The organism is Mycobacterium heidelbergense (assembly GCF_050205645.1).
Lineage (GTDB): Bacteria > Actinomycetota > Actinomycetes > Mycobacteriales > Mycobacteriaceae > Mycobacterium > Mycobacterium heidelbergense_A.
Map to the genome: position 1 here is coordinate 74,595 of NZ_JBNMQT010000010.1, position 20,022 is coordinate 94,616.

Genomic DNA, 20,022 nt, shown 5'->3' on the forward strand with positions numbered 1-20,022 from the left:
TCCCAGCTAGCAGGGACGCTATTACTATAGCACTATGCAATAGTTGCACTAGGAAATAGAAGGCGTTATTCGGAACCGCGGCTCACCGGGCGGCTCGGGTCCGAACACCATTCGGACCATGACCCGGGGAACAGTGCCGCCTCGCGGCCCGTCGCCGCGAGCGCCGCGATCACGACACTGGCGGTAACGCCCGAACCGCAGTAGGCGCCGACTGGGCGGTCATCGGAGATGCCACGGTCGGAAAGCAATTGGGCGAGTGCGAAATCGCCGACAAACGTGCCGTCGGCGGCAAGCACCGCGGTGCTCGGCAGATTTATTGCGCCCGGGATATGACCGGCGACGGGATCGAGGGGTTCGACGGCGCCCCGGAAGCGTTCCGGCGCGCGGGCGTCAAGCAACGTCACAGCGCCCGATTGTTCGGCGGTCAACGTCGGCCGGCCGCCGGCATACAAATCATCGTGCGGCACAGTCACATTCCCCGGTTGCGGCTCGACGAGACCGGTCTCCAGACGGTGTCCGGCGGATCGCCACGCCGACAGCCCGCCGTCCAGAATCCGCACATTCGGCAGTCCCGCCGCGGTCAACACCCACCATGCCCGCGCGGAGCCGGCGCGATTCCAGTCGTCATACACCACGACCGTCGAGTCAGCCCGAATTCCCCAGCGGCGCGCGGCGGCGTCCAGATCACGGCCCGACGGCAGCGGGTGTCGTCCACGGCCGGCGACGGTGTGATCGCTGAGCTCGTCCTCGAGTGACACATACACCGCGCCCGGGATGTGGCCCTCCAGGTACGCCGGTCGCCCGTCGGGCTCGTCGAGGCGCCAACGCACATCCAGGACGGTAAGCGGATCGCCCGCCGCGAGGATGTCGGCCAGCTCCGTGACCGTGATGAGTACCCGGTCGCGCGCTTCCACCGATTGAGCGTAACTACGCGGTTCCCAGCGATTCCAGCATGCCCGCCGCCGCACGTTGCCAGGTGAAGTTCTCCGCGCGGCGCCGCGCGGAACTGCGGCGGTGCTGCTCGGGTCGGCTGACGATGGTGCCGACGGCTGTCGCGATGGCGAAGGGATCGTTGTCGGCCAGCGCACCGCTGTCGGGGGTGACGATCTCGGTGAGCGCCGACGTGCGCGAGACGACGGCCGGCGTCCCGCACGCCAGCGATTCCAGCGCGGCGAGCCCGAAGGTTTCGTGCGGCCCGGGTGCCAGCGTCACGTCGGCCGTGGCGAGCAGCCCCGCGATGGTGTGGCGGTCGTTGATGAAACCGGTGAAGTCGATCGGAAGCCGGGCGGCCTGCCGCTGCAGCCTGGCCCGCAGCGGGCCCTCGCCCACGACGACCAGCCGGGCGTCGACGCCGCCATGGCGCAGGGCGCCCAGCGCGTCGATGCTGCGGTCGACGCGCTTTTCGACCGACAGCCGGCCGCAGTGGACCAGCAGGATCTGTTCGGGTGTGGCCCATCGCCGCCGGACCAGGTGCGAGTGCCGCCGCGGGTGGAAGGTGTGCAGGTCCACGCCCAGCGGGACGGTGACCGTGTTCGTCGCTCCGATGCGGTCGAATTCCTCGCGAGCGAAACCCGTGGTGCACACCACGGTGTCGTAGTTGGCGGCGGTGCGCCTATTGGCGAAGTCCGCGAACTTCTCCGCGGCCCGGCGCGGAAGTATCTGTCCCACAAGGCGATCCAGGCGCTCGTGGGAGATCATCACTGTCCTGGCGCCGAATTCGCGACCCCACGGCCCCAGTGATCGCAGCGTGAGCCGGTCGGAGACCTCCAGCGCGTCGGGTTTCAGCGACTCCACTAGTGCCTTGACCGGCCACGGCATCACCGCGCGGTAGCCGCCGGTAAAGGGAATCAGCCTGGCGGGCAGGGTGATTCGTACGACGCCCGTTCGCAATTCGGTGCGTTCGGTGCGCGGGCCGGGGACGATCAGAAACACCTCGTGTCCCATGGCGCAGTACTCGGCGCCGAGCCGGTCCACCGCCGTGCGAAGGCCGCCGGAGCGCGGGCCATAAAAGTTGGCGACCTGTACAACACGCATACCGTGAGGACACCCGCCGTGGCTGTGCACTCAACGATGTGGAACCGACGCGTGCCTGAACAGTCCATGAATTCCGCAGACTCCGAGTATTGACCATCCATAAGCGATTAGGTGTATGGTCTGAAGTCATGACGATCGAGGACGTTCGACCGACGGAAATCAATGACGATTTGACGCGGCGTGCCTTGCGGCTGGTCCTGGACAAGACCACGGACATGGCGCACCAGCCGTTGCGGGTGCCGTTGCACTACTACCGCGACGCCAAGATCACCGACGTCGAGGAATCTCAGATCCTGCGGCGCACTCCGCTGGCGATCCTGCCGAGCGTGCAGATCCCGAACCCGAACGATTTCGAAGTTCGTTCGGTGCTGGGCAGTTCGTTGCTGGTGACCCGCGACCGCTCGGGCGCCAGTCATGTGTTCTTGAATTATTGCCGCCACCGCGGCGCGATGCCCGCCTGCGGAGCGGGCAACGCCTCGCGATTCACCCGTCCGTATCACGCGTGGACGTACAAGAACACCGGCGAATTGTTCAGCGTGCCAGGCAAATCCGGCTTCACTGGTGTGGACACCGCGAACTACGGATTAGTCGAGCTGCCCAGCCAGGAGGCCTACGGCTTCGTCTGGGCGGTGTTGAGCGCCGACGGCTCCATTGACGTCGATGCGCATCTGGGCCCCTTGGGACCGCAACTGGCCGAACTCGACTACGGGTCGTTCGGGTATCACACCTACCGCGAGTTCACGTCCGACGTGTCGTGGAAGGGAGCGTTGGAAGCGTTCGCGGAGGGCTACCACTTTCCATTTGTGCACGGCGAGAGTCTGATTGGGCAAAACGCATTGCCGAATGTGGCGATCTACGACGAATACGGCAGGCACCACCGACTCGGGTTTCCGTTCAACTGGATCACCAACCTCGACACCGACCCCAGCGGTTCCTGGGACGTGCGCGACAACATGGGCCTGATCTACTGGATCTACCCGAACCTGATCCTGGCCAACAGCAACGTCGGCGTCGAAGTCATCGACATCCTGCCCGCCGGTTCACCCACCCGGTGCACGGTACGTCACAGCTGGCTAGCGCGAATCCCGGCAACCAGTGACGAGCACCGAAGCGCCTATGACCTGATCTATGACGCCGTGCACGCCGCCGTCCGGGACGAGGACTTCGCGATGCTGCCCCAGTGCGGCGAAGGTGTGCGCCACGGGCAACACGACCACATGATCATCGGCCGCAACGAAATCGGCGTGCAACACATGATCAAGGTCTTCGCCGAGGAGCTAGGCGTCGCGTTGGGCTAGGTTACGTAGATGCGCAGACATGGCTGGTCCGGTGAACTGCCCTCGAGCGACGAGGAAGCCATCGGACGAATCATCGCGGCGGCAAGCCGTGCCATCGACGAATCCGGCCCGGACATCCGGATCAGCGACATCGCCCGCGATCTCGGGGTCACCCGCCAAACCGTGTACCGCTATTTCCCCAGTCCCGACGCGCTTTTGGCCGCCACAGCGCTGTCGCATGTGGGCCCCTATCTCGATCGGATCGGCGCACACCTAAATCCGATCCACGATCCCGCCGAGGCCGTGGTCGAGGGCATCGCCCACACCCTGGAAGAGCTGCCCCACGACAAATACCTGGGACTGCTCTTGACCGCGGAAAAGGCGACGGCGAATTCGGCGAGCGTGACCTCCGATGTTGCTCTCGCCCTTGGGCGTTCGATCGTGGACCGATTCAACGTGGACTGGAACGCCGCGGGCATCACCGACGACCGACGCGACGGTCTCGTCGAATTCATGCTGCGGATCCTGCAATCCTTCATCGTCGACCCCGGCCGGCCCCCGCGGTCCGGCGCCGAACTACGCGACTACTTGCGCCAATGGGTTGCGCCCGCAATCACCCACTACCGACCGATCGCCTCGGCGCAGTAACCAAATGCGTTGTCACATCGATCACTTTGGCCTCGCGCGGGAAGGGGCGCTCCTTGTGCCCGCCTCACAGCGACAATTTCGCTGCCTCCCGCAGAGCCAGTACGCGTTGGTGGATTCTGTATTCGGTCGAGCGCGGGATATACCCAGGCCCGTACTGGCCTCGTCCGATTCGGCGCGCTCTGTCGCGTGCGGTCTCCTACCGCAAGGCATCGGAAATGGCCTTTGACGCTCTGCCATGGATGCGGAAGCCCTGCCGATTGAGCGCATCGATCATTTCGGCGATGGTCGTTCGTCCATTGTGGGCAAGGTGCCACGTCAGCACGTAACGCAATTCGATTCCTCGGAGGTCCATATGCAAACGATCGCGTCCGGGTATGACAAGTACTCAAGTTGTCGCTATGAGGCGGGCACAAAGGGTGTCGCCTTTCCGGCGAGATCCCTGAGGCGCGTGTGACTTACGTAGGACTCAGTCGTCGTCGGCGGCGTTGAGTAGTTGCACTTCCTCTAGATCCATCTCGTTCTGCAACTCGCGCAGCACGATGTCGTCGATGACCTTTTGGTTGCGAAGCGCGGTGATTTCGCGGCGCTTGTGTTCGAGCACGCCGAGTCGCACCCGCCGCACCTTCTCCTTGCCCTTGAGCAGGCGGTGGTTCGCCGAACCGTCCTCGGTGGCCTGGGCGAGCGCGGCCTTCTCCTCGTATTCCTTCTGCAGGCGCCGTCGTAGGTCGTCGCTGATGCCGACTTCGTCGGCAACCGTCGGCAGCGCGTCGAGGGCGGCTTGTACGCCGCGGGTGCGGGCGAGCTCCAATTCTTGGACGTAGGTGGCGTCGTCGGGGATCTTCGCCCAGCGGAGCACGGCAGGCAGCGTGGTTCCTTGGACCAGGACGGTCACCAGGATGACAACGACCACGATGAAGATGATCAGGCTGCGGTCCGGGAAAGGCGCGCCGCTGAGCGTGGTTGCGGGAACGGCCACCGCCGCGGCCAGCGACACGGCGCCGCGGAATCCGGCCCATGCCGTGAGGAAGCGCTGTCGCCATGTGACGCGACGGGCACGTTGCAACTCGCGGCGGTCGATGAGGCGAATCAGGAGGGTGGTGACCTCGCCCCAGACGATCCGGGACACGATGACCACCACGGTGATGGCGAGAGCCAGATACAAGGCGTGGCGAAATCCGCCGTCGACTCCTGCGATACCGCGCAATGCGCCCGGGATCTGCACGCCGACGAACACCCACAATGAGCCGTTGAGCAGGAACGTCGCGATGTCCCAAAACCCGTAGGCCGTCAGGCGGGAGCGGGCGCGGATCACCAGCGGTCCCGCGTATGCGAGCACCAGGGCGGACACCATGACCGCGACGACACCGCTGCAGTCGAAGGCTTGGGCCAACAGGAACGCGGCGAACGGTGTCAGCAGGCTCAGGGCGCCTTCTTCCTGGGGCGCGTCGATTCGTTTGCGGATGAGGGTGGCCGCGCCGCCGACTAGCAGCCCGGCGGCGATGCCGCCGACGTAGGACAGGATGAACCGGCCCGTCACCTGCAGGGGGCTGATCGCCGATCCGCCGATCGCGACCTGGACGCTGACGGCGAACAGCACCAGCGCGGTGCCGTCGTTGATGAGGCTCTCGGCCTTCAGCACGGTCAGCTGGCGGCGCGGCAGTTTTTTTGCGAGGCCGGCCACCGCGGCGGCATCGGTGGGGGACAGCACCGCGCCCAGGACGCCGGCCGCGTGCGGGTCCATGCCCAGCGAGCGCGCGGTCCACGACACGGCGGCCGCCGTCGCGATCACCAGGGCGACGCTGAGGATGACGATGATGCGCGCGTTCGCCCGGATCTCGCGAAAGCTGGTGTTGATGCCTTCCCAGTAGAGGATCCCGGGCAAGAACAGCAGCAGCAGGACCTCGCCATCGACATGCACATGACCGAAATGCGGGATCAGACCCATTAGTGCGCCGAGCAAGATGAGGAGCACCGGGGGGCCCACGCGATACCGCCGGCCGATGACCGTTCCCACGATGACGGTGGAGACGAGCGCGACGACGAGTTCTAGGCCAAACACCAGCCCATCCTGCCGGACCCGGTCGGTTGGCGCGTGGTGGGCGTCAGGCGAACGTTGGTGTGCGCTTGTTCACGAACGCATCGATGCCCTCGCGGCCGTCCGGGTTATCGGCACACGCCGCGATGATCCGGCCTTCGATCTCCATTTGCTCCTCGAGGCCATTGCCGAAGCTGGTCATCAGAAGTTTCTTCACCGCCGAGCTGGACGCCTTTGCGGCGCCGCCCATTTCAGCGACCAGCGAGTCGACGCGGGCGGCCAGACCGTCGTCGGGCACGACCTCGGTGACCAACCCCCACTGCGCCGCCTCCTGGGCCGAGAGTCGCCGGTTGGTCAGCATCAGTTCCTGGGTGCGGCGGACGCCGATCAGCCGCGGGAGATAGTAGGACGAGCTGCCATCGGGGCTGAGCCCCGCCTTGGTGTAGGCCATGGTGAACGACGCGGACTCGGCGGCCAGCACCAGGTCGCCGATCATCGCGAGGCTGAATCCCGCCCCTGCCGCCACGCCGTTGACCGCGATGATCAGGACGGCATCCATCCGCGCGAAGGTTGAGATCGCCCGGTGCAGGTCGTCGGCCAGGCGTTTGACGAATCGGCCGGGACCGAGCGGCGAGGCCGCCATCGCCTTCAAGTCGCCGCCGGCGCAGAAAAACCGTCCCGCGCCGGTAAGCACAACCACCTTCGTCTCGGGGACGTCGCATCGCGCTGCCGCGTCGACCAACTCACGCGCCAGCGTGTCGTCGATGCCATTGGCCGCGTCCGGCCGGTTGAGCGCAATCCGGGTGACGGGCCCGTCCTGCGCGAAGGTGAGCGTGTCGTAAGTGGTCATGGCCGGCAACATTAACCGGCCGGGCGCGTCGGGCCCTATGTGCAGTCGCAGCAGTCGCCGCAGTCGCAACAACAGTCGCAGCCATCGCAGCAGCAGATGCAACCGGTTCCGTCGCCGCCGCCGCGGCGTTTCGCCGCTGGACCCGGCTCTTCACCCTCGGGTCCCGCGGGATTGCCGGGACCGAAGTTGATCGGCTCCTGCTGGCCGTGCGGCGTTCCGCTTTGCGCTCGGTAACCGGCCCCGGTGAAGGTGCGGGAGACCGCGCGGCGCACCTCGCGCGTCAACAGCCGGTGTGCCAGGCGCCCGTCGCTGAACTCCACGTCGGCGAGCGCCAATTCGATGCCCAGCACGGCATCGTCGCACAGCCAGCGCGCCTGCGCGATCGGAGTTTCGGTGGCGGCCAACGGATTCCACTTGCCGCGCGCCAGGTCGTCGCGGTAGTCCTCGACGGCGTCGAGCAGGTGCGCCACTCGCCCGAACAGCCGGCCGATCTCGCGCAGCGGCGCCGTGTTGCCCGGGCGGCCGGCCAGCACGGCGGTGTGCGCGAACGCCTCGGCGACCGCCGTCTCGGTGGGCTCGGTCACTGCCAGCAGCGAGCTGCCCGGCCCCGCGGTGGCCTCGAGCTCGGCCTGCCGGTCCATCGCGGCGACGAGCACACCGGTATCGAAGCCCAGGCTGTGACCGGCGTCGTTGCCCTGACGCACCCATCGCTCGGCCATGCGACGCGCGGCCGGTCGCACTCCGACCACGCCGACCACGCCGTCGCGGTCGTCGACATGATCGCGAACCCGCGCAGCGGCCAGCGCCAGAGACACCACCGCGGCCAGTCGCACACACTCACCCGTGGCAACGTCGGCTCGCCGCAGTCCGCGCAGCGGGCACCGCCCGGCCTTTCGGCGTGTCGGTTCGCCGGCCGACTGCGCCTCGACGAGCAGCGAGACCACCAGGCCGTCATAGTTGGTGGCGATCCGCGCGACCTGGCCGTAATCGTCGCGCAGCGCCAGACACAATCCGCACAATTGGGCCGTCCACGCGGCCGCGAGCTCGTCGCCGAGCCGATGACGGCAGGGCCGGATGATGCCAAACATGCACAGAAGCTACCTGACCTCGAGCTCCCAAGATGGCAGGCTGGGCAGGGTGAGCGAGCTCGTCGAGGATTTCGAGGCTCAGCGGTCGCGCCTGTTCTGGTTGGCATATCGACTGCTCGGGTCGGCGAGCGAAGCCGAAGACGCGGTGCAGGATGCATACCTGCGCCTACACGCCGCCGACCCGGACCACATCGAATCGCTGCCGGCGTGGCTGACGAAGGTCGTCACGAACCTGTGCCTCAACCGGCTCACCTCGGCGCGCGCCCGCCGCGAGGTGTACCCCGGCCCGTGGCTTCCGGAGCCGGTCCTCACCGACGACCGGGCACTCGGCCCGCAGGAAACCGCCGAGCAGCGCGAGTCGGTGTCGATCGCGCTGCTGAGCTTGATGGAACGCCTCAAACCCAACGAGCGGGCGGCGTTCGTGCTCCGAGAGGCGTTCGCCTACAGCCACTTCGAGATCGCCGAGATCCTGCAACTGTCGGAGATCAACGTCCGGCAGCTCTACCGGCGCGCGCGGCAACGGCTGGGCGAACCGCGTCCGTCGGTGCACCGACCGGACCGGGCGAAGTGGCGGTCGTTGGTCGACCGATTCTTCACTGCGGCTGGCGCGGGCGATGTGACCGGACTCGTCGAAATCCTGACCGCCGATGCGACCTCCACGGCCGACGGCGGCGGCAAGGTGGGGGCCGCCCGGCGTCCGATCCTGGGCCGCGACCGGGTGGCCCGGTACATTGCGGGCGCGTTCGGCAGGAACGCGCCACAGTTTGCGCTGCGGTTGGATTTCGCCGAGGTCAACGGCGAGCCCGCGGTGCTGGCATTCGACGGCGAAACGTTGGCTGGTGTCCTGTACTTCGAGATCAGCGACCAGCAGATAGCGGCGGTGCGCGTGGTGGCCAATCCGGACAAGCTGAGATTTATTGCCGAGCAGTTGTCACGTCCGGCCGGGCTGCCCGGTTCATAAGGGTATGGCTAATCGAGTACTGGTAACCGGCGGCACTGGCACCGTCGGGCGCATCGTCGTCGACCAGCTTGCGGCCGCGGGCAAGGACGTCCGCGTGCTGAGCCGCGGACGGCGGCCGCAGCAATCCACCGATGTTCGGCACGTCGTCGGCGACGTGCAAACCGGCGACGGGTTGGACGCGGCGCTGGACGGTGTCGACACGATCGTGCATTGCGTGTATCCCAGCGAGCGCCTGGTCGCGGCGGCCAAACGCGCCGGCTCACCGCATCTGGTGTACGTCTCCATCGTCGGCATCGACCGCATTCCGTTCACCCTCTACCGCACGATGCTCGCCAATGAACGCACGATCGCCGAGTCGGGCCTGCCGTGGACGGTGATGCGGGCCACCCAGTTTCACGATCTGATCGCTTTCCTGTTGCGGATGCTCGCGAAGCCGCCGGTGATGGCGCTGCCGGCGGGCTTGAGGTTCCAACCGGTCGACGTGCGTGACGTGGGCGAGCGGTTGGCCCAGCTGGCGCTCGGCGAGCCCCTCGGGCGTGCGCCGGATTTCGGCGGGCCGCAGCCGCGTGCGCTCGACGATCTCGCTCGCAGCTACCTGGCGATCGTCGGCAAGCGCCGGCCAATCGTCCCGATCCGGTTGCCCGGCAAGGTGTTTCGCGGGATCGGCGCCGGAGGCCTGCTGACGCCGGAACACGCCGACGGCACGATCACCTTCGAGCAGTACCTCCGCGAACAGGTCGACGCGGGTCAACGGCCGTACCGCGACGCTATCCGCGCTTACTTGCCGCGCCCCCGACGCAGGGGATCGCAATGAATGCCCGGCTGGCCGTGCTTCGTGCCGGCGTGTGGTTTCTCGCGTTCGTGGCGCTCGCCGTCGGACTCGTCGCGACCCTGGCCCCTCGCGCGTTCTACGACTACGTGCCCTGGGTGACCCTGGTGCCGCCGTTCTCCGAACACCTGATGCGCGACTACGGCGCGATGAATCTTTCACTTGCGCTCGTATTCGTCGTCGCCGCAATAACGATGGAGCGCCGCGTGGTCCGGGTTGCGTTGGGTGCCTACCTGCTGTTCGCGATCCCGCACCTGATCTTTCACGTCAACCACCTGGAGCACTTCACGACGGCGGACGCGGTCGCGCAGACAACCGTCCTCACCATTGCCGTGCTGCTGCCGGTCGCCCTGCTGATCCTCACCACGTGGCGACCAACGCGAGCCCCCATAATGGACGCAAATGACTGTCGTGAAGATCAGGCTCTTGGTGACCGTCGCGATGCTCGTTACATCGACGTTGGTGGGCTGCACGTTCCAGTCCAGGAACCCCCCGACCAGCACCACCCTTGAGGTGTCGATGGATGACGTGCTCAAGCAGAGCGTCATCACGCAGAACACCACGCTGGCCGTCGGCAACACATTGACACTGAAGTTGGGCTCGAACTACACCACCCCGTATCGGTGGAGGGCCGAAACCAAGATCGGCGACCCGACGATCCTGAAGCAGACCAGTCACGCGTTTGTCCAACCGACCAGCGACGCGTTGGGGGCCCCCGGAACCGAGGTCTGGACATTCGAGGTGTTGAAACCCGGGATCACCACGATCACCACCTACTACACCAGCTTCGTGGGCCACGATCCGACACCGAAGTGCACCTACAACGCGACCGTGACAGTGCGGTAGAAATTTGGCTGTGTTTGGCTTCCTTCGCAACTTGTCGCGGTTGAGCAACGTGCCCGCGGACCTGCGCGAGCAGCTCGAAGCCGAGGGTCTGATTTTCCTCGCGGGGAATGTCGGCGTGAGTCGGCACTTCAGCGGCCATGTCCCGGGCGTCTTTTCGGCCTCCGGGGTGTCCCGCTATAAGGGCGCGTTCGCCTTCAGCGCGGCGCGGGTGGTCGCGACCTTTCCCACGCGGGGAGACACCAACTTGCGGTCCATCGATTGCGGCTGGGACGCCGACAAGGGACCGGCGACCGCGACCATCACCGGCAAAGGTCTGGTGATCGACATCGGGTTGCACGGCGTGGACCGCGCGTGCAGCGGCATGATGAAGCTCAAGTACAAGAGGACGATCCCGGACGAGGTATTGGAGAAGCTGCCCAGCACGACGTTGCGGTTTCCGGTCGAGCCGGTCTTCGTCTATCGCGCCGCCGGGGTGCGTCCGAAGTCATAGGTGTTGCGGCGCAACGCGGTTGGTCACTTGGCCGGCCGCAGCATCCGCCCGGTGACGCGCGCCGACATCGAACCGGGGGACAGGTGGCTGAACGCGGACGTCAACCGATTGCGCAAGCCGGGTACGACGACGGGCCGGCCTCGGTCCAGACCCTTCAGGCCGGCGGCCACGACGGGCTCGGGGTCCGCGAGGCGTCGATAGATCGCGGTGTGCGAGACGTCGGATCCGAGGGCGTCGACGAACCCGGTGCGGGTGGGGCCCGGGCACAACGCCGTCACGGTGACTCCGGATTTTCGGGTCTCCGCCCACAACGCTTGGCTGAGCGACAGCACGAATGCCTTCGACGCGCCGTAGGTGGCTTGGTAGGGGCCGGGCTGAAACGCGATGGTGGAGGCGACGTTCAGGATGCCGCCGCGACCGCGCTGGAGCATTTGGGGGAGCACCGCATGCGTGAGTCGCACCAGCGCGTCGACGTTGACGGCGACCAGTTCTTGCTCGCGCTCGGTGTCGATCTCGGCGAACGGTCCGTAGGTGCCGAACCCGGCGTTGTTGACCAGGACGTCGACGTCTCGGTTGCCGAGGTGGGCGATGAGGGCGTCTGTGCCTTTCTTGGTGCCGAGGTCGCCGACGACTACGTCGGCTTGTTGGCCTACGTGTTGGGCGACCGCTTTCAGGCGCGCCTCGTCCCGTCCGGCGAGTACCAAGCTATGGCCACGCTTCGCGAGCTGGTCGGCGAAGATTGCGCCGAGGCCCGAGCTGGCGCCGGTAATTACGGCTAGCGACATTTCTAAACTCCTTGAATTCCAATGGTTTTCACGACGGGGCGGACGGCTAGGGCGTGGCTGACGAGGCCGATCGCTGCGCCGAGGATGGGCCAGACCGGCCAGAAGTACGCGGCACCGGTGCCGGCGGCGACCGCCGCCCAGACGGCGAGCACGACAAGGGTCATCGCGACGAAGGCGCCGAGGTGGATGCGCACGCCGCGACGGGCCGCGGCCGCGCGGGCGGCGCGGCGGCGAGGGTCGGCACGACGGATGCGAGCGAGCGGAAGGTCTTTGACGAGCTCGCTTAGTTCCCCGGTGGTGTGCGTCTGGTAGGTCGCCTGCAGGCGCTGGTCGTACTCATCCAGCTCCAGATAGCCCTGCGCGAGTGCCTGGCCGAGGCGTGCGGCCGTCCGCTGTCGGTCGCGGTCGCCGGCGCGGTTGTTCGGGGTGGTGGTCAAGAGTTGCTTGCTCATTTCTGCTCCTCGGTCGGGATGTGAATAGCATTAACATAAACCATAATGTTAATCTCGTCAACATGGCACGGAAATCGACGGCTGTGCGTCGCGACAGCTACCACCACGGCGATCTGAAACGGGCGCTGACCAGCGCCGCGCTATCGCTGGTGGCCGAGAAGGGGCCGAAAGGGTTCACCCTCACCGAGGCGGCGCGGCGCGCCGGCGTCAGCGCGGCGGCCCCGTATCGGCACTTCGCCGACAAGGCTGAATTGCTGGCCACGGTCGCCGAACAGGGGTTCCTCGAACTGCACGCCGCGCTGGTCGCGGCCGCCGAGGCCGTGGGGGAGCCGAAGGCGCGGGTTGTTGAACTGGGTCGTGCCTATGTGCGCTGGGCCGTCGCCCATTCGGACCGCTACCAGGTGATGTTCGGCGCCGAGATTTCGAAGGCGGAACACCCGAGCCTGGGCGTTGCGGCGGAGCGGGCGTTCGGCGACCTGCTCGAGGCGATCACACGTTGCGAGGAGGCGGGCATTGTCGACGGTGCGGACCCGCGTTCGGTTGCCGGCCCGCTCTGGGCGCTGGTGCACGGCGTCGCCTCGCTTGCCATCGGCGGCGAATTGCACGCCGTCGGCATTGGCCAAGATCCGGAGGACATGATTGAAAATGTTGTGGCCCAATTGCTTTGAGGACGCGTAGACTCCGCCGTCATGGCTGCGTTTCATCGGCCGCTGGCGATCAGCGTCGCCGGGCTCATGCTTGCTGGCGTGGGGCTGGCCGTCACCGCGTTGGTCTCCGCCGTAGCGCACCGCGAGACGGGTCAAGCGCTGGTCTATGTTCCGGTTGCGATCGTCCTGACCGGCGTCGCGGTGCTGGTGCTGCGCGGCACGCGGTGGGTGATCCGGCTCGTCCTCGTCGTGCTCGCCGGGCAGCTCGTCGCGATCGCGGGAATCATCTGGGAGCTCAGCCACGGTATCGATGCCCGCAAAGCGGGCCAGTTGCGCGAGCTCGGGTTCGATCCGACGGCGGGCGTGGTCATCAACTTGATCTATTCCAGCGTCGGGTTCGCGCTGTTCTGTTGGTTCGCCACACGCTGGTTGGCAGCGCGGCGGCGCCAATAAGTCACATTGGCCACACGAGTCTCTCGAAGAGGCGGCACATGTTGTGCCCGCCTCACAGCGACAATTGCTTAGCGGGTTGGGTCCTACGCGAAGAGAACGTCGGGATTGAGGATGCCCGCCGGGTCGAAACTCTGCTTGATGCGGCGCATGAGCTCGACCTTGACGGGGTCTTCGAGCTCCAGAAAGTACGGCGTTTTGGCGCGGCCCAGCCCGTGTTCGCCGGAGATCGCGCCACCCAATTCCATTGCCAGCGCGAAGATGTCGGTCAGCAGCTTCTTCCTACTCGACGGGTTCTTGCAGATGATGGCCAGGTGCACGTTGCCGTCACCGGCGTGCCCGCACCCCGCCGCGGCGCCGCCCGCGGCCGCCGCCAGATCGCGTGCGGTGGAAAGGAACTTCGGCATCGCGGAGCGCGGCACGACGGTGTCGATGATGTCGTCGGCGCCGATCGCCTTTGCCGTCCAGAACGCCTTCTCGCGTGCCTCGATCAACCGACGGGCCGAGCTTCCCTCGAGCACGTAGGCGTCGACGGCACCCAGCTCGGCGACCAGCTCACCGGCCCGCTCGACGTCCTCGTCCAGCCGGTCCGCGGTGCGATTCTCAAGCGCCACAACGAGATACGCCTGGCAGCTGTCGCGGATCTGATCCGGGATGCCGAGCTCGAGGTTCTGGGTGTGGACCAGGGCGGCCATCGTCATGTTGTCGATGTACTCGAGGATGTAGGGCACCAGCCCGCTGGCCAAAATGCGAGGCACCGCCTGCATCACTTGGTCGAAGTCGGCGAACGGGGCGAGCACGGTGGCGCTGTGGTCGAGGCGAGGATGAAGCTTGACGGTCACCTCGGTGGCCAGGGCCAGGGTGCCTTCCGAGCCCACGATGAGCTGGGTCAGGTCGTAGCCGGTGGAGACCTTGGCGATCTTGCCGCCGGTCCGGATGAGCTCGCCGGTCGGCAGCGCGGCCTGCAATCCGAGCACGTTGTGGCGGGCGATCCCGTACTTGACCGCCCGCATGCCGCCGGCGTTGGTTCCCACGTTGCCGCCGACGCTGGACGACAGCTCGCCCGGATGAACCATGTAGCTCAGCCCGGCGTCGACGGTCGCGGCGTCCAGTTCGGTCAGCGTCACTCCCGGTTGGACCACGGCGACCTGGTTGGTCGTATCGACCTCGAGGACCGCGTTCATCCGCTCGAAGGAGATGACCAGCCCGCCCTCGCGCGGTGTCGCGGCGCCCGACAGGCCGGTCCCAGATCCGCGTGCCGTCACCGGAACCTTGTGCTGCGTGGCGGTTTTGAGCAGCCGCGCGACCTCTTCGGCCGATGCGGGTTTGGCGACGTAGGCGGGTTTCTGCGGCGGCGTCGTCAGTACCTCGTCGTGGAAGTAGTCGTCGGGGATGGCGTCGCCGGTCAACAGGTTTTGGGGCCCGACGATTTCCGCGAAGCGCGCCGTCATGTCGCTCATCGTAATTGGGATCGGTAGTGCGCTGGCCGTTGTGTAGTTGCCGCATGACGTTGAAAACGATCGTCGCCGGGGCACTGGTATCGGGCGCCATCGCCACCGCGGGGTTGGCGATGGCCGCGGGTGTTGCCCACGCCGATCCGTTTGGCCACGTCGGCGGAAACTGCCCGGCGGGCCACACGTGCGGTCACTGGTGTCCTGGCGAGCGGATTCCAGATAACTTCATCAACTGGAACATGAGCGTGTGCCACGAGTACTACTACGACTATCGTGGTGTCGTCGATACCGGCAATGGAGCCGTATATGGCTGGCCGAGCGGACCGATCAACGCTCCGCCGCGGCAAACCGGCCCTCCGAATTTCAACTGCGGCCTGTTCTGGTGCCCAGTACCGCCGCACGCGTGAGCTGTCGCACGTTACGTCGACGCCGAATTTGGGAATCCGCCGGGCTGGATCTGTTCGAGCTGACGGAAGGATTGCCGATTGTCGTCTTCGGATGGCGGCTCGCGTCTCGGTACCCGGTTCGGGCCCTATGAGCTGCAAGCACTGATCGGCAGCGGCGCGCTGGGCGAGGTCTATCGGGCCTACGACACGGTTAAGGATCGGCGCGTCGCGGTCAAGCTATTACGTGCCGAGAGGGCCGCGGAACCTGGCTTCCAGCAACGCTTTTACCAAGCATGCCGGGGAGCGGCGCGCTTGCAGGAACCCCACGTCATCCCGGTGCATGACTTCGGCGAGATCGACGGGGTGCTCTACCTCGATATGCACCTGGTCGAGGGTGGCAGCCTGCGCGACTTGCTGCGCGAGCGGGGGCCGCTGGAATCCTCGCGTGCGGCCTCGATCACGGCGCAGGTGGCGCGTGCGCTCGACGCCGCGCACGCCGGAGGGCTGATGCACCTCGACGTCAGACCGGAGAACGTCCTGCTCACGCGCGACCACTTCGCGTACGTCGTCGACTTCGGCATTGCCCATGCCGGCGGCGACGCCGCGATGTCGCGCACGTACATGGCGCCCGAACGGTTCACCAGCGGGCGGATTGGGCCGCAGACCGACGTGTATTCGCTGGCGTGTGTGCTCTACGAGTGCCTCACCGGGCAGCCGCCGTTCGAGGGTTCGGATCCGCAGGAGTTGAAGAGCGCGCACCTGCTGTCCCCGGTGCCGCGGCCCAGCATCATGCGCCGCGGCGTCGGCCGGGCCTTCGACGATGTCGTCGCCGAGGGTATGGCCAAGCAGCGCGCGGGGCGGTTCGCGTCCGCGGGTGAGCTGGCCCGGGCGGCCAGCGAGGCGGTGTCCTCGGCCGACGAGCGGGTTCCCGTCGCGGCGGGCCAGAGCCTGCCGCCGCGCACGCGGCCGTTCGCGGCGTTCTATCCCAACGCCGATGACACCGGCTACAGCCCGTACCCGCCCGCGGAGTCGAGGCCGGACCGGCCGGCGCGTCCGCTGACCATCGGCCGGGCGCCGCTCGTGCTGACCGCGGCGGCCGTGGTCGCGTTGATCGTCGGGCTGGTCGTGGCGGTGGGATCGGTGGTCTTCACGCCACGTAACGGTGCGGTGCCGTCGCAGTCCGTGCGGGCCGCGCCTCCGTCGCGCGCGCCGGCGCCGAAGACGCCGTCGCTATCCCACCCGGTGAAGGGCGCCGACGGGTTGGGGTTCGTCGGTGAGACGGCCCGGTGCGACCCGGGCAATCCGCCGGCCGCCGTGGTGCGAACCGCCCAGTCACTCGCTGTGGTGTGTCAAAACCTCAGCGGGAGTTACTACTACCGCGGTGAGCGGATCCGCGACGGCGCCCACATCGAACTTTCCAACGCGGAACGTGTTGGGGACGGGTTCGATGTCAGCAATCCGCTCAACGGCGTCCTCTACCAGGTACGCCCCGAACGGCTGAAGATCATCAGCGGCGAGCACGTCGATTCCTCGGAGCCAGTGCTGCAGTACGCGACGGCGTCGTGATCACCAGGGGCGCAACGTCTCTCGGCTCGCTCCTGGGGTGAAGGTGACCGGCAGCTGGCCCAGCCCGGTCATGCTGGGGTTGTTCATGTATTGGTGGACGTTTTCGACGTCGACGCGGTAGTCGGGCATGCGGTCGAGCACCGCCTTCACCATCACTTCGGACATCAGTCGCGCCAGGTGCGATCCGATGCAGCGATGCGGCCCGAGCCCAAAGGCGAGGTGGCGGTTGGGCATTCGATCCAGGATGACGTCGTCGGGTCGCTCGAATTCGTGTTCGTCGTGGTTGGCGGAGAGCCAGCTGATGATGACGCGGTCGTTTTTTCTCAACCGTTGGCCGTTGAGTTCGACGTCGCGGGTGACGGTGCGGCTCAGTGACTTGTTGACCGAGAAGTAGCGCAGGAATTCGTCGGTGGCGGTGCGGTAGAGCTCGGGGTGGTCGATGAGTTGTTGGCGTAGCTCGGGGTGGGTGCCCAGGTGTTTCAGCGTGAGCGCGGTTTGGGAGGTGGTGGTGTCGACGCCGCCGCCGATGAGGTTCCAGATGATGTTGAGCAGCTGTTCGTCGGTGAGGCGCTGGCCGTCGAATTCGAACTGGATGAGGAAGCTGGTCAGGTCTTCTCGGGCGTCGGCTCGTCGGGCCGCCGCGAAGTCGAGGACCTCTTGCATCATGGCGGGGACTTTGGCGATGGCGCTGGTGTACTCGTCGCTGTCCTGGGGGACGGCCATGACGGAATGGAAGAGGTGGGCGTAGAGGTGCCAGTTGTCGTAGGGCAGGCCCATCAGCTTCATGGTGAGGATGGCGGGGACCGGGCTGGCGTAGTCGAGGACGAGGTCCATCTGCCCGTCGGTGATCTTTTGGTCGAGGAACCAGTGCGCGGATTGCTCCATGAAGGGCTTGAGTTTTTCGACGGCCCCCGGCGAGAAGAACGGGGCCAGCGCGTGGCGGAGGGCCAGGTGATAGGCGCCGTCGACCTCGCCGATGCCCAGGGCCGGTTGGCCGTCGGGGCGCGGCACGCCCATCTCGCCCTGGTAGTCGACACCGTCCTCGGCATCGGGGTCGTATCGGTGGGAGAAAGTGTCGTCGTCGCGGGCGGTCTGGCTGACCGTGTCGTAGCTGCTGAGGAACCAGAATCCGTCGTAGTTCGTGTTCCAGGCGACGGGGCATTTCTGCCGTAGCTCGGCGTTGATCTGCTGTTGGTTGAGGTTGAACTCGTCGGAATGGTGGTCGAAGTCGACGATGGAGTCGGGCCTGACGTCGGGCCGTGTAGTCATCTGGAAGTCCTCCACCGCGACGAGAGCTCGGCTTTTTGCACTATCTTTGCATTATTACGCTCTTGGGTTCTGTCGAGAAAGGCCGCGATGAGTTACCGGACGACCTTCAACCATGTCGGATTGTGTGTCTCCGATCGCGAGCGGTCGCGGCGGTTCTACGAAAATGTGCTTGGGTTTCAGTTCTGGTGGGAGCTCGATCCGCCCGACGGCCCCACCGCACAGCTTGTGCAGCTTCCCGAGCCGCTCGGGGTGCATGCGACGTATTTGATGCGCGATGGCTTTGTGCTGGAACTCATGGACTACTCGAAGCGTCAGGTTCACACCGGGTCAGAACGCGTCATGGATCAGATTGGGCTGACGCACATCTCGTTCTCGGTGTCCGATCTCAAGGGCGCTTTGGAGAAGGTCGTGGAGTTCGGGGGAGCGGTGGTCGACGGCACGGTGTCGCAGGCCTCAGCCATGATCCGGGATCCGGATGGACAGTTGCTGGAGCTGCTTCCGGAGGATTGGCTTTCGGTGTTGCCGACTCGTCCTTAAGAAGAGTCTTGCGCAGCTCGCTATGGGCGACCACATCGGTTCTTGAATGTCGGTTGGTGGCTTGAAGAGCGGCTCCTCGACCAGCCACGGTGCCGCTCGAGCAGACGCCGCAGGTTCGAATCCTGCCGGGGGCGCTTTGCTACAACACTGTTATTGCAACTACTGCGATATTTTTGGGTAGCTAATAATCGCGCCGTGTGATCATGTGCTATCAACTTCCGGCACGCATGCCCCGAATCTCGGCGTCTCAACTAATCCGCGACTGATCGCTCGCGGTTCGCTCACGGCTCAGAGAGTCGGGCCAAACTGTTGAAGTTTGATCCGGCAGACCTAGACGCTCTCGGACGCACAATAGACAAAGGTCTCTGAAGCATGACCTTTAGCGTTCGATTGCAAATGAGATACCGACACGCTCGCCTTGTTCTACGATTTCAAGATTCGGGAAATACTGATCGGCAATCACCAAGCCGCGCTGAACCATCTCATAGACGCTCTGCGTTTGCGCCCCTTCCTGCAATTCCAGCAAGAAGATAACCGGTGTCGCTGATGCAAATGACGTATAGCCATCATCGTCGCTTCCAAGGCCGCCGGTTGAGACGACACCGCACACCCAGCCGTCTTGGCATATAAGAGGCCCGCCACTCATTCCCCCGTCAAATCTTGCCGAAGTCTCAAAACATGCACTGGGGAGCATCGCGCTATCTCTGCGTTCCGGATAGAGTCGCGTTACCTCGCCCGTCGCCATGTGAAAATTGGGTTCTACAACTATCCGACGGCCATCTGAATTAGTAATATCAGATTGTATATTAAATCGTGTATAGCCAAGTCCGGCGATCGGTGTGCCCACTCGTCGCATTCGTGCGCTAAGGTTGAGATGTGGCAATGGGTAGAGATGACCATTCTGTCGCCGCAAATCGGTACGCAACAGCGCTAGGTCACTACTAGGACGCCTATCGCAGAAATTAATCGGGATGGCGCCACCCAGTAGATCTACAACGTTTTCGCCGACGCCTGACCCGACCCATACCAGGCCCACATTAGAGCCGGGCGTGCTCGCGACGAGAGCATCCGCCTCATCCATCACATGAGCCGCAGTAACCCATACACCAAACGGAGAGATATTGAAGGCGGTTCCGATACATTGGATTCTGTTTGCGCTCATTACAACAACAGGAACTATAGCTGAGCTCCATGATGTAAGCCCTAATTCGACGAAGGCTTTGTCACCAATTACGCCTTCGGGTTTCGGCAAAGCCGAGCCCATATCCTACCCCATTCAGCTATTTCGTGCGATTACGTCAGTCAATCCGGATTTAGACTTGGGCAAGACCGCTTGGCAAACGATCATGGGGCGTGCTCGTCCTCTACGTATTCATTCTCTGTGCTAAGACCACTCAGGAATGGACCATGTGTCACGA

22 protein-coding genes and 1 pseudogene are annotated in these 20,022 nt (G+C 65.5%); 12 read left to right on the forward strand and 11 right to left on the reverse strand.

Annotated features, from left to right (window positions below; genetic code table 11):
* Positions 1-65: 65 nt before the first annotated feature.
* Both ACQI5H_RS13595 and ACQI5H_RS13600 read right to left on the reverse strand, forming a co-directional pair.
* Entirely contained in the window at positions 66-914 is an 849-nt protein-coding gene (locus tag ACQI5H_RS13595) for a sulfurtransferase (RefSeq protein WP_427079883.1), read from the reverse strand.
* Between the two features lie 13 nt (positions 915-927).
* Positions 928-2,034, reverse strand: a complete 1,107-nt coding sequence (locus tag ACQI5H_RS13600; protein WP_427079884.1) for a glycosyltransferase — start codon at positions 2,032-2,034, stop codon at positions 928-930.
* Between the two features lie 128 nt (positions 2,035-2,162).
* Here ACQI5H_RS13600 and ACQI5H_RS13605 point away from each other — a divergent pair, with 128 nt between their 5' ends.
* Both ACQI5H_RS13605 and ACQI5H_RS13610 read left to right on the forward strand, forming a co-directional pair.
* The gene (locus ACQI5H_RS13605) at positions 2,163-3,332 is read left to right on the forward strand and encodes an aromatic ring-hydroxylating oxygenase subunit alpha (protein ID WP_427079885.1); all 1,170 of its coding nucleotides are present in this window, start codon (positions 2,163-2,165) and stop codon (positions 3,330-3,332) included.
* A 9-nt stretch (positions 3,333-3,341) separates the two neighbouring features.
* The gene (locus tag ACQI5H_RS13610) at positions 3,342-3,959 is read left to right on the forward strand and encodes a TetR/AcrR family transcriptional regulator (protein WP_427079886.1); all 618 of its coding nucleotides are present in this window, start codon (positions 3,342-3,344) and stop codon (positions 3,957-3,959) included.
* A 21-nt stretch (positions 3,960-3,980) separates the two neighbouring features.
* Here ACQI5H_RS13610 and ACQI5H_RS13615 read toward each other — a convergent pair.
* The 4 genes and pseudogenes from ACQI5H_RS13615 to ACQI5H_RS13630 form a co-directional block, all read right to left on the reverse strand.
* Positions 3,981-4,311, reverse strand: a pseudogene (locus tag ACQI5H_RS13615) (hypothetical protein).
* A 114-nt stretch (positions 4,312-4,425) separates the two neighbouring features.
* Positions 4,426-6,018, reverse strand: a complete 1,593-nt coding sequence (locus tag ACQI5H_RS13620; RefSeq protein ID WP_427079887.1) for a Na+/H+ antiporter — start codon at positions 6,016-6,018, stop codon at positions 4,426-4,428.
* Between the two features lie 43 nt (positions 6,019-6,061).
* Positions 6,062-6,844, reverse strand: a complete 783-nt coding sequence (locus ACQI5H_RS13625) for an enoyl-CoA hydratase/isomerase family protein (protein WP_427079888.1) — start codon at positions 6,842-6,844, stop codon at positions 6,062-6,064.
* Between the two features lie 35 nt (positions 6,845-6,879).
* Positions 6,880-7,932 carry a DUF5685 family protein gene (locus ACQI5H_RS13630; protein WP_427079889.1) on the reverse strand — a complete coding sequence of 351 codons (1,053 nt, stop codon included), beginning with the start codon at positions 7,930-7,932 and terminating at the stop codon, positions 6,880-6,882.
* 49 nt (positions 7,933-7,981) lie between these two features.
* Here ACQI5H_RS13630 and ACQI5H_RS13635 point away from each other — a divergent pair, with 49 nt between their 5' ends.
* Genes ACQI5H_RS13635 through ACQI5H_RS13655 form a run of 5 tightly spaced genes read left to right on the forward strand, consistent with a single transcriptional unit; the run spans position 7,982 to position 11,058 of the window.
* Positions 7,982-8,893 (forward strand): RNA polymerase sigma-70 factor, encoded by a 912-nt coding sequence (locus ACQI5H_RS13635; RefSeq protein WP_427079890.1) that lies wholly within the window; start codon positions 7,982-7,984, stop codon positions 8,891-8,893.
* A gap of 4 nt (positions 8,894-8,897) precedes the next feature.
* Positions 8,898-9,707: an SDR family oxidoreductase gene (locus tag ACQI5H_RS13640; RefSeq protein ID WP_427079891.1), complete on the forward strand. Its 810-nt coding sequence runs from the start codon at positions 8,898-8,900 to the stop codon at positions 9,705-9,707.
* Positions 9,704-10,234, forward strand: a complete 531-nt coding sequence (locus ACQI5H_RS13645; protein ID WP_427079892.1) for a hypothetical protein — start codon at positions 9,704-9,706, stop codon at positions 10,232-10,234. The genes ACQI5H_RS13640 and ACQI5H_RS13645 overlap by 4 nt, the downstream gene beginning before the upstream one ends.
* Positions 10,134-10,568 carry a protease inhibitor I42 family protein gene (locus ACQI5H_RS13650; protein ID WP_427080005.1) on the forward strand — a complete coding sequence of 145 codons (435 nt, stop codon included), beginning with the start codon at positions 10,134-10,136 and terminating at the stop codon, positions 10,566-10,568. Before ACQI5H_RS13645 ends, ACQI5H_RS13650 begins: the two co-directional genes overlap by 101 nt.
* Positions 10,569-10,608: 40 nt before the next feature.
* Positions 10,609-11,058, forward strand: coding sequence for a hypothetical protein (locus tag ACQI5H_RS13655; protein ID WP_427079893.1), 450 nt, complete (start codon positions 10,609-10,611; stop codon positions 11,056-11,058).
* 23 nt (positions 11,059-11,081) lie between these two features.
* Here ACQI5H_RS13655 and ACQI5H_RS13660 read toward each other — a convergent pair whose 3' ends face one another.
* Together ACQI5H_RS13660 and ACQI5H_RS13665 are read right to left on the reverse strand one after the other, a co-directional pair.
* Entirely contained in the window at positions 11,082-11,843 is a 762-nt protein-coding gene (locus ACQI5H_RS13660; RefSeq protein WP_427079894.1) for an SDR family NAD(P)-dependent oxidoreductase, read from the reverse strand.
* Between the two features lie 2 nt (positions 11,844-11,845).
* Entirely contained in the window at positions 11,846-12,295 is a 450-nt protein-coding gene (locus ACQI5H_RS13665; protein WP_427079895.1) for a DUF1707 SHOCT-like domain-containing protein, read from the reverse strand.
* Positions 12,296-12,357: 62 nt separating this feature from the next.
* Here ACQI5H_RS13665 and ACQI5H_RS13670 point away from each other — a divergent pair, with 62 nt between their 5' ends.
* The gene (locus ACQI5H_RS13670) at positions 12,358-12,963 is read left to right on the forward strand and encodes a TetR/AcrR family transcriptional regulator (protein WP_427079896.1); all 606 of its coding nucleotides are present in this window, start codon (positions 12,358-12,360) and stop codon (positions 12,961-12,963) included.
* A 21-nt stretch (positions 12,964-12,984) separates the two neighbouring features.
* Entirely contained in the window at positions 12,985-13,395 is a 411-nt protein-coding gene (locus ACQI5H_RS13675; RefSeq protein WP_427079897.1) for a hypothetical protein, read from the forward strand.
* A gap of 83 nt (positions 13,396-13,478) precedes the next feature.
* Here ACQI5H_RS13675 and ACQI5H_RS13680 read toward each other — a convergent pair whose 3' ends face one another.
* Positions 13,479-14,852, reverse strand: coding sequence for an FAD-binding oxidoreductase (locus ACQI5H_RS13680; RefSeq protein ID WP_427079898.1), 1,374 nt, complete (start codon positions 14,850-14,852; stop codon positions 13,479-13,481).
* Positions 14,853-14,896: 44 nt separating this feature from the next.
* Between ACQI5H_RS13680 and ACQI5H_RS13685 the strand changes: the two genes are divergently transcribed.
* Together ACQI5H_RS13685 and ACQI5H_RS13690 are read left to right on the forward strand one after the other, a co-directional pair.
* Entirely contained in the window at positions 14,897-15,253 is a 357-nt protein-coding gene (locus ACQI5H_RS13685; RefSeq protein WP_427079899.1) for a hypothetical protein, read from the forward strand.
* 78 nt (positions 15,254-15,331) lie between these two features.
* Positions 15,332-16,798 (forward strand): serine/threonine-protein kinase, encoded by a 1,467-nt coding sequence (locus tag ACQI5H_RS13690; protein ID WP_427079900.1) that lies wholly within the window; start codon positions 15,332-15,334, stop codon positions 16,796-16,798.
* Here ACQI5H_RS13690 and ACQI5H_RS13695 read toward each other — a convergent pair whose 3' ends face one another.
* Positions 16,799-18,067, reverse strand: a complete 1,269-nt coding sequence (locus tag ACQI5H_RS13695) for a cytochrome P450 (protein ID WP_427079901.1) — start codon at positions 18,065-18,067, stop codon at positions 16,799-16,801.
* A gap of 87 nt (positions 18,068-18,154) precedes the next feature.
* Here ACQI5H_RS13695 and ACQI5H_RS13700 point away from each other — a divergent pair, with 87 nt between their 5' ends.
* Complete coding sequence (locus ACQI5H_RS13700; protein ID WP_427079902.1) at positions 18,155-18,604, forward strand: VOC family protein; 450 nt, start codon at positions 18,155-18,157, stop codon at positions 18,602-18,604.
* Between the two features lie 379 nt (positions 18,605-18,983).
* On the opposite strand, the gene ACQI5H_RS13705 is transcribed toward ACQI5H_RS13700, so the two are convergent.
* Positions 18,984-19,868: a S1 family peptidase gene (locus ACQI5H_RS13705; protein ID WP_427079903.1), complete on the reverse strand. Its 885-nt coding sequence runs from the start codon at positions 19,866-19,868 to the stop codon at positions 18,984-18,986.
* Between the last annotated feature and the right edge of the window lie 154 nt (positions 19,869-20,022).

Coding starts and splice junctions, on each gene's coding strand:
- ACQI5H_RS13600 (WP_427079884.1), bottom strand. CDS start 2,034: ATGCGTGTTGTACAGGTCGCCAACTTTTATGGCCCGCGCTCCGGCGGC.
- ACQI5H_RS13605 (WP_427079885.1), top strand. CDS start 2,163: ATGACGATCGAGGACGTTCGACCGACGGAAATCAATGACGATTTGACG.
- ACQI5H_RS13610 (WP_427079886.1), top strand. CDS start 3,342: ATGCGCAGACATGGCTGGTCCGGTGAACTGCCCTCGAGCGACGAGGAA.
- ACQI5H_RS13625 (WP_427079888.1), bottom strand. CDS start 6,844: ATGACCACTTACGACACGCTCACCTTCGCGCAGGACGGGCCCGTCACC.
- ACQI5H_RS13630 (WP_427079889.1), bottom strand. CDS start 7,932: ATGTTTGGCATCATCCGGCCCTGCCGTCATCGGCTCGGCGACGAGCTC.
- ACQI5H_RS13640 (WP_427079891.1), top strand. CDS start 8,898: ATGGCTAATCGAGTACTGGTAACCGGCGGCACTGGCACCGTCGGGCGC.
- ACQI5H_RS13645 (WP_427079892.1), top strand. CDS start 9,704: ATGAATGCCCGGCTGGCCGTGCTTCGTGCCGGCGTGTGGTTTCTCGCG.
- ACQI5H_RS13660 (WP_427079894.1), bottom strand. CDS start 11,843: ATGTCGCTAGCCGTAATTACCGGCGCCAGCTCGGGCCTCGGCGCAATC.
- ACQI5H_RS13665 (WP_427079895.1), bottom strand. CDS start 12,295: ATGAGCAAGCAACTCTTGACCACCACCCCGAACAACCGCGCCGGCGAC.
- ACQI5H_RS13670 (WP_427079896.1), top strand. CDS start 12,358: ATGGCACGGAAATCGACGGCTGTGCGTCGCGACAGCTACCACCACGGC.
- ACQI5H_RS13675 (WP_427079897.1), top strand. CDS start 12,985: ATGGCTGCGTTTCATCGGCCGCTGGCGATCAGCGTCGCCGGGCTCATG.
- ACQI5H_RS13680 (WP_427079898.1), bottom strand. CDS start 14,852: ATGAGCGACATGACGGCGCGCTTCGCGGAAATCGTCGGGCCCCAAAAC.
- ACQI5H_RS13685 (WP_427079899.1), top strand. CDS start 14,897: ATGACGTTGAAAACGATCGTCGCCGGGGCACTGGTATCGGGCGCCATC.
- ACQI5H_RS13695 (WP_427079901.1), bottom strand. CDS start 18,067: ATGACTACACGGCCCGACGTCAGGCCCGACTCCATCGTCGACTTCGAC.
- ACQI5H_RS13700 (WP_427079902.1), top strand. CDS start 18,155: ATGAGTTACCGGACGACCTTCAACCATGTCGGATTGTGTGTCTCCGAT.
- ACQI5H_RS13705 (WP_427079903.1), bottom strand. CDS start 19,868: ATGGGCTCGGCTTTGCCGAAACCCGAAGGCGTAATTGGTGACAAAGCC.